Consider the following 10546-nt stretch of genomic DNA (forward strand, 5'->3'; position numbering starts at 1 on the left):
ACATGGATTTCAGTAGACACCACCGGTATTGGCAGCCACAGGCACGTCTTTGAACTTCCCGGCCAGGCTTTGCAGCCCCCGCATCAACACCGTGGTATCCACCCCCACCGCCACGAACGTCGCCCCCAACTCGATATAGCGTCGTGCGCGATTTTCATCTGCACTGAGAATCCCTGCGGCCTTACCCGCCTTGACGATACGCACGATGGCGTCCTCAATCGCCGCCTGTACCTGCGGGTGCCCCGGGTTACCCCGGTGGCCCATGGACGCGCTCAAATCTGCCGGGCCGATAAACACCCCATCCACGCCTTCGACGGCGGCGATGGCGTCCAGATTGGCCAGGCCCTCGGCATTCTCAATCTGCACCAGCAGGCACATCTGCGCGTCGGCCTGGTCGAGGTAATCGGCGATGCTGTTCCAGCGCGAGGCGCGGGCCAGGGCGCTGCCGACCCCGCGAATACCCTGGGGCGGGTAGCGCAGGGCGCGCACCAGTTCCCGGGCCTGGGCGGCGTTTTCGACCATGGGTACCAGCAGCGTCTGGGCGCCGATATCCAGCAGTTGTTTGATCAGCGCCGAGTCGCCGATCACCGGGCGAATCAACGCCTGGCTGGGGTAGGGCGCGATGGCCTGTAATTGCGCGAGCATATCCCCCAGCTGGTTGGGCGCATGTTCGCCGTCGATCAGCAGCCAGTCGAAACCGGCGTTGGCCGCCAGTTCCGCGCAGTAGGCGTTGGCAAGGCCGAGCCACAGGCCGATCTGTACCTCGCGGTTGTGCAGGCGTTGCTTGAAGCGGTTGACAGGCATGTCCATGACAGCACTCCTGGGTTCAGACGAAGCGGCAGGCAATCGAGCCGAGCAGGTCGTAGTCGACGTGGAAGGTATCGCCAGGGCGGGCCGCCACGGGGCGGGTAAACGAGCCGCCGAGAATCACCTGGCCGGGCAGCAGGGTGACGTCATAGGGCGCCAGCTTGTTGGCCAGCCACGCCACGCCTTTGGCCGGGTGGTTGAGCACCGCCGCCGACACCCCGGACTCTTCGATCACGCCGTTGCGATACAGCACCGCCGGCACCTTGCGCAGGTCGATCTCGGTGGGGCGCACGGCGCGGCCGCCGAGGACCACACCGGCATTGGCGGCGTTGTCGGAGATGGTGTCGAACACCTTGCGGGTGGCGTTGGTATGCGGGTCGACCTGCTGGATGCGGGCGTCGATGATTTCCAGCGCCGGGATCACCCACTCGGTGGCGTCGAGCACATCGAACACCGTGCAGTTGGGGCCTTTGAGCGGCTTGCCGAGGATGAAAGCCAGTTCCACCTCCACCCGCGGCACGATGAAACGCTCGAAGGGAATGTCGCTGCCTTCGTCGAAAAACATGTCGTCGAGCAGGGCACCGTAATCGGGTTCGGTGATATTCGACGACACCTGCATGGCCCGTGATGTGAGGCCGATCTTGTGGCCCTTGAGCGTGCGCCCGTCCTTGATCTTCTGCGCGACCCATTCACGCTGGATGGCGTAGGCGTCGTCGATCGTCATATCGGGGTAGTCGAGGGAAAACTGGCGCACCTGTTCGCGGCTGCGTTCGGCGCGGTCCAGGTGGGCGGCGGCCGCAAGGATTTGCTGGGAGTCGAGCATGGCAACGGTCTCTAGTGTGGGTTGACGATGGCGGCCTGGGTGCGCAGCACCAGCAAGCCACCGAGGGCGATAAACAGCGCGAGTACGTACAGGGCCAGGCTGGCGCTCTGGGTGGCGTCGCGCATCCAGCCGATCAGGTAGGGCGCGAGGAACGCCGCGATGCTGCCGAACGAGCTGATCATGGCGATGCCTGCCGCCTGGGTGGTGTGGGAGAGAAACGCCGGTGGCAGTTGCCAGAACATCGGCAGCGCGGCACTGGCGCCCATGCCGGCGACCACCAGCCCGCCCATCACCAGCAGCGCATTGGCGGGCGCCAGGCCCGCCACGGCGATGCCGAGCGCCGCCATCAGCAATGGCACGCACAGGTGCCAGCGGCGCTCGCGGTGGCGGTCGGACGAGCGCCCACAGCCGAGCATAAAGAAGCAACCGGCCAGGTACGGCACGGCGCTGAGCAAGCCGACCTGGCTGTCGCGGCCGATGCCGGCGCCGTGGATCAGGGTGGGCATCCAGAACGCCAGGGTGTTGACCGCCAGCATCACCGCAAAGTACACGGCCACCAGCAGCCACACCTGCGGGTCACGCAGGATGCCGCCGAACGAGGTGATGGTCTTGCGCTGTTCCTCGTTGCTCAGTTGGGTGCGCAGTTGCTGTTTTTGCTCGGCAGTCAGCCAGTGCACCGACTCGAAACTGTCCGGCAACCACTTGAGCACCACCAGGCCCAGCAGCACCACGGGCGCGCCTTCGATCAGGAACATCCATTGCCAGCCGCGCAGGCTGCCGACGTCGTGGAAGTTCTCTAGGATCGCCCCGGAAATCGGCCCGCCCAGCACTCCGGCCATGGGCACCGCAATGGCAAACAAGGCAGTGACCTGGGCGCGACGACGCGCCGGGTACCAGCGGTTGAGGAATACCAGGATCCCCGGGAAAAACCCGGCCTCGGCCACACCCAGCAGAAAGCGCAGCACGTAGAACCCGCGCGCGCTCTCCACCCACAACATGCCGGTGGAGAGCAGACCCCACACCACCATCAGGCAGGCGATCCAGCGCCGTGGCCCGACACGGTCCAGGGCAATGTTGCTGGGCACGCCGAACAGTGCGTAGGCAATGAAGAACAGGCCGGCGCCGAAGCCATACACGGTGTCGCTGAAGTGCAGGTCGCTGCTCATCTGCATCTTGGCAAAGCCGATGTTGATGCGGTCCAGATGGGCGAACAGGTAACACACCAGCAACAAGGGCATCAGGCGCCAGGTCACCAAACGATGGGTGCGGTCGTGCTCGGCAAGCCGCAGGCTTGCAGTGGAATGGGCTGTGCTCATGGTGGTGTTCTTCTTGTAGTTATAGGAGCCGGGGTCGTTTCAGCTCGCCGCGTTGTTCAGGAACGCGTGCACATTGTTCTGCTTGAAATTGAGCTGCGGGTGCAGCTCGATCATCTCGAACGACAACGCGAGCAAGCGCTGTGCCTGCAGCTCGGCGAAGTGCGCGGTGATCACCGCGAACACCGCTTGGGCGACGGCCTCGCGCGTGGTCAGGTCGCGGCCATGGCCGACCTTGAGGGTCATGTGCACAAAGGCATAGTCGTGCTTGCCATCGGCCATGCGCCAGGTGTCCAGGCGCACGCCACGACTGCGAATGCCGCCCAACGGAAACACGCCGCTGTCGCCCAGCACGCGGTGGACTTTTTCAAACAGGCCGGGCAAATCGGCCTGCTGTTCGAGGTTGTCGGTGTACTCAGCGATAAAGTGCGGCATGGGGCTCTCCCAGGGTTAAAGCGGGAAAATCGCGTTGATCTGGCCGGTGCCCGAACTGCCGAACGGCGGCGTGATGATCTCGGCCGGCTTGGCATAGTCGGGCCCACCCAGCAGGCCCAGGAGCATGGCGGTGTCGTGCATCTTGCCTTCGCCAAAACAGTGTTCGGCGTAGTCGGGCAACATGGCGCAGAACTCCCTGAAGCGGCCTTGCTTCCACATTTGCACGACATGCAGGTCCACCTGCTTGTCGAATTCGCGGGTCCAGTTGTGGATATTCGCCTCAGCCTGGCGGTCGTCCGAGAACCGATGGGACAGCGAGCCGGACGCCAGCACCAGCACCTTGCGGTCGCTCTTTTCGATCGCCCGGCGCACGGCGGCGCCGAAGGCAAAGCTGTCTTCCAGGCGATGCCAGGCGCACCAGGCAGCGATGGAAATGACCTTGAATTTCTCTGCGTCGGGCACGCCCATATGCATGTAGCGCATGGGCACCAGGGTGCCGTATTCAAGTTCCAGGCTCGGGATGTTGTGGGCCATGCTACGCACGCCAGCCAGGTTGGCTTCGGCGGCGATCAGCTCACCCAGTTCAGGGCAGCCGGGGTAGGCGTAGTCCATGTTCTTGATGAAGTGCGGCAGTTCGTTGCTGGTGTAGGTGCCCTGGAACTGCTCGCCGCAATTGACGTGGTAGCCGCTGTTGACCAGCCAGTGCACGTCGAACACCACCGCAGTGTCTGCCCCGAGTTCGCGGGCACGCCGGCCGATCTCCTTGTGCCCGGCAATCGCCGCTTCGCGACAGCCGTGATGCTTGCCGGGCAGTTCCGACAGGTACATCGACGGTACGTGGCAGATCTTCGCTGCCAGAACCACTTCGCCCATGTTGATTCTCCTGAATAATTATTCTTGTAAGGCCGTTGAGGTCCATGCGGGAGCTGGCTTACCTGCGATGGCATCGACTCGGTACGGCTGAAGGACCGCGGTGTCTGCATCGCGGGCAAGCCCGGCTCCCACAGGAGGCTTGTTTGATCTTGGGCTACACGCCCCAGCGCGGAATGTGATGACTGCCCATGGAAATACACACGTTCTTGATCTCGGCAAACACTTCAAAGCTGTACTGGCCGCCTTCACGCCCGGTGCCCGAGCCTTTGACTCCGCCAAACGGCTGGCGCAGATCCCGTACGTTCTGGCTGTTGATAAATACCATGCCCGCTTCGATACCGCGCGCCAGGCGGTGGGCCTTGCCGATGTCCTGGGTCCAGATGTAGGAGGCCAGCCCGTATTCGGTGTCGTTGGCCAATTGCAGCGCTTCAGCTTCGTCTTTGAACGGGATCAGGCACACCACCGGGCCGAAGATTTCTTCCTGGGCGATGCGCATCCGGTTGTTCACGTCGGCAAACACCGTTGGCTGGATAAACTGGCCGCGGCTCAGGTGCGCCGGCAGGTTGGCCGGGCGTTCCAGGCCGCCAGCCAGCAGCGTGGCGCCTTCCTCCAGGCCGATCTTGATGTAGCCGGTGACCTTGTCGTAATGGGCCTGGGTGATCATCGAGCCGACCTGAGTCTTCGGGTCCTGGGGGTCGCCGACGATCAAGCGCTTGGCTCGCGCCGCGAACTCGGCGACAAATTGCGGGTAGACACTTTCCTGGATGAAGATCCGGCTGCCAGCGGTGCAGCGCTCGCCGTTGAGGGAGAAGATCGTGAACAGGGCTGCATCCAGGGCACGTTCCAGGTCGGCGTCTTCAAAAATCAGCACCGGCGACTTGCCTCCCAGTTCCATGGAGTACTTTTTCAGGCCAGCGCTCTGCATGATTTTCTTACCGGTGGCGGTGCCGCCGGTAAAGGAAATCGCCCGTACATCCGGGTGGCGCACCAGTGCATCACCGGCGGTGGCGCCGTAGCCCTGGATCACATTGAGCACGCCGTCGGGAATCCCGGCTTCCACCGCCAGGCGCCCCAGTTCATTGGCGGTCAGCGGCGACAGCTCCGACATCTTCAACACCGCCGTATTGCCCAGCGCCAGGCACGGCGCGGTCTTCCAGGTGGCGGTCATGAACGGCACGTTCCACGGCGATACCAGCCCGCACACGCCCACCGGCTGGTACAGGGTGTAGTTGAGCATCTGGTCATCCACCGGGTAGGTGTGGCCGTCCATGCGGGTGCAGACTTCAGCGAAGAAATCGAAGTTGTGCGAGGCACGCGGGATCAACACGTTCTTGGTCTGGTGGATTGGCAGGCCGGTGTCCAGGGTTTCCAGCTCGGCCAGGTGTGGCACGTTCTGTTCGATCAGCTCGCCCAGCTTGCGCATCAAGCGCGCGCGCTCTTTGGCCGGCGTATTGGCCCACTTGGGGAACGCGGCCTTCGCCGCCGCTACGGCTTGCGCGACTTCTTCGGCGCCGCCGCTGGCGACTTCGCCGATGGCCTCGCCGGTGGCCGGGTTGTAGTTGATGAAGACGTCTTTGCTCTCGACCTCACGGCCGTTGATCCAGTGTTTGATCATGTTGTTCAAGCCTCTTTGCGCGCGGAGAAAAACTCCGTTTCACTGACGATACGGTTGACCAGGCGGCCCACGCCTTCGACTTCCACCACTACCTCATCCCCCGGCACCACATCGGCCAGGCCCTCGGGCGTGCCGGTGGCGATCATGTCGCCCGGTTGCAGGGTCATGAAGCTGGACAGGTATTCGATGAGGTAGGGGATATCGAAAATCATGTCTTTCGTGCTGCCTTCCTGGCGCAGTTCGCCGTTGATCCAGGTACGCAGCTTCAGGTTGCCTGGGTCGGGCACATCGGCCACGTCGACAATCCATGGGCCGACCGGGGTGGTGGAGTCGCGGTTTTTCACGCGCAGGTTGGGGCGGTAGTAATTCTCGAGGTAGTCGCGGATCGCGTAGTCGTTGCACACCGTGTAACCGGCAAGGTAGTCCAGGGCGTCGGCGCGCTTGACGTTGCGCGCGGTCTTGCCGATCACCGCCACCAGCTCGCACTCGTAGTGCATGTAGGCGACGTTGTCCGGGCGCCAGGTGACTTGGCGGTGGCCGGTGTAGGTGCCCACCGATTTGATGAATGCCAGCGGTTCGGTCGGCGGCGTAAAGGCCAGTTCGGCGGCGTGGTCGGCGTAGTTCAAACCCAGGGCGAACATGTTGCCGGTGGCGGGTGGCAGCCATTGCACCTGGTCCTCGGCCAGCAACCGCCCATCCTCCAGGCGCACGCTGCAGTCGGCTTGCACCAATACGTTGTGGGTTGCACCTTCAAAGTGGATACGTGCGCGTTTCATGCCGATGCCTGCGCTGCAATGGTGTTGCTCAGGCGGCCAATGCCGGTGATATCGACCTCAACCTGGTCGCCTGGCTGCACATCCACGCGGCCTTGCGGGGTGCCGGTGATCAGTACATCGCCGGGGTACAGGGTCATGAACTCGCTGATCTCGGCGATCAATTGCGGGATGTCGCGTACCCAATCGGCGGTAGAGCTTTCCTGGCGCAGCTCGCCATTGACGAACAGCTTGAGGCTCAATTGATTGGGGTTGGCCACTTGATCCCGCGCCACCAACTGCGGGCCCAGGGCGCAAAACCCATCGCGGCATTTGGCTTTGACGGCGGGGCGGTAGTAGCTGTCTTCCGGCAGGCTGAATTCATTCACCACCACATACCCGGCCACATGCGCCATGGCGTTCTCCAGGCTGACACGGCTGGCGCGCTGGCCGATCACCACACCCAGCGCCGGGCCCGGCTGCAGGCGCTCGCCCGCAGGCTGCAGCACTACGCCGCCATGGGCATTGCGGGTGTTGGGGGTTTTGATAAACAGCACCGGCTTGGTCGGCGGCTGCTGGTAGGGCGGTTGTTGGAAGGCGGCGAGATGCTGGTCCAGCAGGCCCTGGTAGTTCAGCGCAACGCCGAACAGGGTGCCGCTGGCAACATCATGCAGGGTACGGCTCATGCGTTTCTCCTGGCGGTGACGACGGCTGCACAGGCCGTTCGTTAAGTTGTTAACGTTATAATTAATATGTTAACTACCGTCAAGCGTGGCACACTGCGCTGGCCTCACAACAACAAGAAGAGAGCCCCGTGAAGCCGATTCCCAACATCAACATCGGGCAGGTCTACGACCAGCGCTACAGCGACGCCGAGGTGCATTACGACAAGCTCGGCAACCTGGCGGGGTTTTTCGGGCGCAATATGGCGGTGCATCGCCATGACCGGTTTTTCCAGGTGCATTACGTCAAGAGTGGTGCAGTGCGGGTGTATCTGGATGACCGCCAGTACGTTGAATCGGGACCGATGTTTTTTCTCACGCCGCCCACGGTGGCCCATGCTTTTGTCACCGAAGCTGATGCCGACGGGCATGTGTTGACGGTGCGCCAGCAGCTGGTGTGGAGTTTGATCGACGCCGACCCCAGCCTTGCCTCTGGTGCGGCATGTGTGGCCTTGACTGGCGACGCTGAGGGGTTGGAACAACTCTTCGAGGCGCTGTGCAGTGAGATCAACGCCGAACGGGCAGGGCGCGCCGCCGCCCTCGACAGCCTGACGCGGTTGATCATGATCCGCCTGCTGCGCCTGTGCGCCCACGCCCAGCCGGCACGCCCGACAGCCCATGAAGACCTGCGCATCTTCCATCGTTTCAACGAGCTGATCGAAGCCCACTACCTGGAACATTGGCCGTTGGCGCGTTATGCCGAGGGCATTGGCGTGACCCAGGCGCGGCTCAATGAAGTGTGCCGACGCATTGCTGACCTGCCGTCCAAGCGCCTGATCCTTGAACGGCTGATGCAAGAGGCCAAGCGCCTGCTGTTGTTTACCGGCAGTTCCGCGAATGAAATCTGCTACCAGCTGGGGTTCAAGGACCCTGCGTATTTCAGCCGGTTTTTTTTGCGCTATGCACAGATGACACCGGGGGAGTACCGGCTGCGGCAGTCGGGGTTGCGCTGATATCCCAGGCGCCCCCCAGTGCGGTATACAAATTCACCTCGGCGACCAACTGCGCCAGCCGGTCCACAATCAGCGCCTGTTGCGCGCTGAACAGCGCACGCTGCGCATCGAGGAATGTCAGGTTGCTGTCCACGCCGCTGCGGTAACGGTGCTGGGCCAGGTCATAGTAGTTCTGGTTGGCGGCGACGAAATCCCGTTGCGCCGCCAGTTGGTCGTTGAAGGTCTGGCGTGCGGCGAGGCCGTCGGCAACTTCCTGGAAGGCGCCCTGGATGGATTTTTCGTACTGGGCCACCGTGATGTCCTTCTGCAGCCTGGCGTAATCGAGGCTGGCGCGCAGGCTGCCGGCGTTGAAGATCGGCAGGTTGATCTGCGGCTGAAAGGTCCAGCTACCCGAGCCGCCCTTGAACAGCCCCGACAGCTCCTTGCTGGTGCTGCCGGCGTTTGCCGTCAGGGTCACGGAAGGAAAGAACGCAGCACGGGCCGCACCGATATTGGCGTTGGCCGCCTGCAGTTGGTATTCGGCCTGGAGGATATCCGGGCGGCGTTGCAGCAGGTCCGAGGGCAAGCCGGCGGGCACGCGGGCGACCAGATCGTCGGCCAATGGGCGCGCAGGCAGGTGTTCATCCACCGGGCCACCCACCAGCAGCGTGAGGTTGTTGAGGTCCTGGGCCACCTGGCGTTCATAGCGGGCTACGCTGGCGCGGGTACTTTCCACTGCTGTGCGCGCTTGCACCACGTCCAGCGCCGAGGCTTTGCCTGCGCTTTTACTGCGGCTGGTCAATTGCCAGCTGTGGTCGTTGGCGACCAGGGTTTGCTCGGACAGGGCCAGCAGTTCCTGATCGGCGCGCCAGGTCAGGTAGGCATTGGCGACGTTGGCCACCAGGCTCAATTGCGTACTGCGCCGCGCTTGTTCGGTGCCCAGGTAAGTGAGCAGCGCCTGTTCGCTGAGGCTGCGCACGCGGCCGAACAGATCCAGTTCGTAAGCGCTCAGGCCCAAGGTGGCGGAGTAATTGGAGGTTATCGCTGACTTGCCGGTGCCGGTCACGCTCCCCGGCAGCTTCTGGCGCTTGCCGGCGCCTGTGGCAGAGATCGCCGGGAACAGATCCGCGCGCTGGATTCGGTACTGGGCCTGGAACGCTTGCACATTCAGGGCCGCCACTCGCAGGTCGCGATTGTTGACCAACGCATCATTAATCAGCTGTTGCAGCGCCGGGTCGCGGAACAGCTGCTGCCAGTCCGGGTTTTGCGCCTGGGTGCCGGCCTGTGCCAAGCGGTACACGCCGCCCTGGGGATACTGCGCAGGCGTCGGTGCCGCTGGCCGCTGGTACTCGGGGATCAGCGAGCAACCGCCGAGCATCCAGGCCATGCCGACGGTGCACAGTGCTCGTGTGTTCATCAGGCGCCCACCATCCATTTGGCCAGGCCATGCCGGCCGCTCACGCCCAGCTTGGCGGCGGCGCGCTTGAGGTAGGTCTCGATCGAGCTGTTTTTGACACTGAGTTTCTCCGCGATTTGCGGCACGGTACCGCCGGTCAGCAGGCCCAGGCACACCTCCTGTTCCCGCGCCGAAAGGGTGATGTCGCTCAAAGACAAGCGTTTGTAGAACTCACGCTGCAACTGCGATTGTTCCAACAGGGTATGGGCCGGCTCAGTCTCGGCGTGCGGCGACTGGCGCAGGCTCTGGGCGTGCCGTTCCATCAACGGCAACAGCGTGTCCGACAAGCACTTGAGAAACGACAACTCAGCCAGGGAGAACCCCTGCTGCGTCGGCGGGCGGTAGAACGAAATCACACAGCGTCGATTGCCCTGGCGCGATACCAGATTGCACTGGTGCGAAGTACCGCGCGGATGCGCGCTGTTGGCCTTGGCGTTCATCTGGATCAGCAGCGGGTCTTGCATGTGCAGCATCTGCCGCAACAGCGGGTGGTCGTTCAGCGCATGCAAGGTCTGGGGCACCGACAAATCCTTTTTCACCCCGGCGCTGCCCAGTAACTTGATGTCCAGCACGCGGTCACGCAGTTCATCCAGGGTCCATTCGCTGAGGTCCACCAGGTGAATCGGTACCCACTTGCCCACCAGTTGCAACATCGTGGCGGCGAAATGTTCGTCGCCGCTGTTTGAAATCAACTCGCCCATTTCGGCATAAAAATGCGGGCCGCAGGTGTCGCCAATACTTGGGGTCAGACTCATAGCCATCTCATCCTTGATGTCGAAAACCGTCAACGGTTGCCCAGGGCCTGTGCAGGGCACTCC

11 protein-coding genes are annotated in these 10546 nt (G+C 63.1%); 1 reads left to right on the top strand and 10 read right to left on the bottom strand.

What is annotated here, in order from left to right:
• Positions 1-9 precede the first annotated feature (9 nt).
• From hpaI to AC07S6_RS09570, 8 genes are all read right to left on the bottom strand, one after another.
• Positions 10-810: a 4-hydroxy-2-oxoheptanedioate aldolase gene (hpaI, locus tag AC07S6_RS09535; protein WP_495112186.1), complete on the bottom strand. Its 801-nt coding sequence runs from the start codon at positions 808-810 to the stop codon at positions 10-12.
• A gap of 16 nt (positions 811-826) precedes the next feature.
• Positions 827-1630, bottom strand: coding sequence for a 2-oxo-hept-4-ene-1,7-dioate hydratase (hpaH, locus tag AC07S6_RS09540; RefSeq protein WP_014719076.1), 804 nt, complete (start codon positions 1628-1630; stop codon positions 827-829).
• An 11-nt stretch (positions 1631-1641) separates the two neighbouring features.
• The gene (locus tag AC07S6_RS09545) at positions 1642-2946 is read right to left on the bottom strand and encodes an MFS transporter (protein ID WP_072433831.1); all 1305 of its coding nucleotides are present in this window, start codon (positions 2944-2946) and stop codon (positions 1642-1644) included.
• 39 nt (positions 2947-2985) lie between these two features.
• Positions 2986-3378, bottom strand: coding sequence for a tautomerase family protein (locus tag AC07S6_RS09550; protein WP_197883052.1), 393 nt, complete (start codon positions 3376-3378; stop codon positions 2986-2988).
• A gap of 15 nt (positions 3379-3393) precedes the next feature.
• Positions 3394-4251 carry a 3,4-dihydroxyphenylacetate 2,3-dioxygenase gene (gene hpaD / locus AC07S6_RS09555; protein WP_197883054.1) on the bottom strand — a complete coding sequence of 286 codons (858 nt, stop codon included), beginning with the start codon at positions 4249-4251 and terminating at the stop codon, positions 3394-3396.
• Between the two features lie 154 nt (positions 4252-4405).
• The gene (hpaE, locus tag AC07S6_RS09560) at positions 4406-5866 is read right to left on the bottom strand and encodes a 5-carboxymethyl-2-hydroxymuconate semialdehyde dehydrogenase (RefSeq protein ID WP_495112187.1); all 1461 of its coding nucleotides are present in this window, start codon (positions 5864-5866) and stop codon (positions 4406-4408) included.
• Between the two features lie 5 nt (positions 5867-5871).
• Positions 5872-6642: a fumarylacetoacetate hydrolase family protein gene (locus AC07S6_RS09565; RefSeq protein WP_089042195.1), complete on the bottom strand. Its 771-nt coding sequence runs from the start codon at positions 6640-6642 to the stop codon at positions 5872-5874.
• The gene (locus AC07S6_RS09570) at positions 6639-7304 is read right to left on the bottom strand and encodes a fumarylacetoacetate hydrolase family protein (protein ID WP_495112188.1); all 666 of its coding nucleotides are present in this window, start codon (positions 7302-7304) and stop codon (positions 6639-6641) included. The genes AC07S6_RS09565 and AC07S6_RS09570 overlap by 4 nt, the downstream gene beginning before the upstream one ends.
• Positions 7305-7432: 128 nt before the next feature.
• Between AC07S6_RS09570 and hpaA the strand changes: the two genes are divergently transcribed.
• Positions 7433-8293 carry a 4-hydroxyphenylacetate catabolism regulatory protein HpaA gene (gene hpaA / locus AC07S6_RS09575; protein WP_495112189.1) on the top strand — a complete coding sequence of 287 codons (861 nt, stop codon included), beginning with the start codon at positions 7433-7435 and terminating at the stop codon, positions 8291-8293.
• On the opposite strand, the gene AC07S6_RS09580 is transcribed toward hpaA, so the two are convergent.
• Both AC07S6_RS09580 and AC07S6_RS09585 read right to left on the bottom strand, forming a co-directional pair.
• Positions 8220-9689 (bottom strand): efflux transporter outer membrane subunit, encoded by a 1470-nt coding sequence (locus tag AC07S6_RS09580; RefSeq protein ID WP_495112190.1) that lies wholly within the window; start codon positions 9687-9689, stop codon positions 8220-8222. The genes hpaA and AC07S6_RS09580 overlap by 74 nt on opposite strands.
• Positions 9689-10483, bottom strand: coding sequence for a helix-turn-helix transcriptional regulator (locus tag AC07S6_RS09585; RefSeq protein WP_495112191.1), 795 nt, complete (start codon positions 10481-10483; stop codon positions 9689-9691). The genes AC07S6_RS09580 and AC07S6_RS09585 overlap by 1 nt, the downstream gene beginning before the upstream one ends.
• Positions 10484-10546: the final 63 nt, after the last annotated feature.

It is taken from the genome of Pseudomonas sp. GW821-FHT07B01 (assembly GCF_059419065.1).

Bases quoted from the DNA above. Each gene is read 5' to 3' on its own strand.
- AC07S6_RS09570 (WP_495112188.1), bottom strand. From the start codon at position 7,304: ATGAGCCGTACCCTGCATGATGTTGCCAGCGGCACCCTGTTCGGCGTT.
- AC07S6_RS09550 (WP_197883052.1), bottom strand. From the start codon at position 3,378: ATGCCGCACTTTATCGCTGAGTACACCGACAACCTCGAACAGCAGGCC.
- hpaI (WP_495112186.1), bottom strand. From the start codon at position 810: ATGGACATGCCTGTCAACCGCTTCAAGCAACGCCTGCACAACCGCGAG.
- hpaD (WP_197883054.1), bottom strand. From the start codon at position 4,251: ATGGGCGAAGTGGTTCTGGCAGCGAAGATCTGCCACGTACCGTCGATG.
- AC07S6_RS09545 (WP_072433831.1), bottom strand. From the start codon at position 2,946: ATGAGCACAGCCCATTCCACTGCAAGCCTGCGGCTTGCCGAGCACGAC.
- AC07S6_RS09580 (WP_495112190.1), bottom strand. From the start codon at position 9,689: ATGAACACACGAGCACTGTGCACCGTCGGCATGGCCTGGATGCTCGGC.
- AC07S6_RS09585 (WP_495112191.1), bottom strand. From the start codon at position 10,483: ATGAGTCTGACCCCAAGTATTGGCGACACCTGCGGCCCGCATTTTTAT.
- hpaE (WP_495112187.1), bottom strand. From the start codon at position 5,866: ATGATCAAACACTGGATCAACGGCCGTGAGGTCGAGAGCAAAGACGTC.
- hpaH (WP_014719076.1), bottom strand. From the start codon at position 1,630: ATGCTCGACTCCCAGCAAATCCTTGCGGCCGCCGCCCACCTGGACCGC.
- AC07S6_RS09565 (WP_089042195.1), bottom strand. From the start codon at position 6,642: ATGAAACGCGCACGTATCCACTTTGAAGGTGCAACCCACAACGTATTG.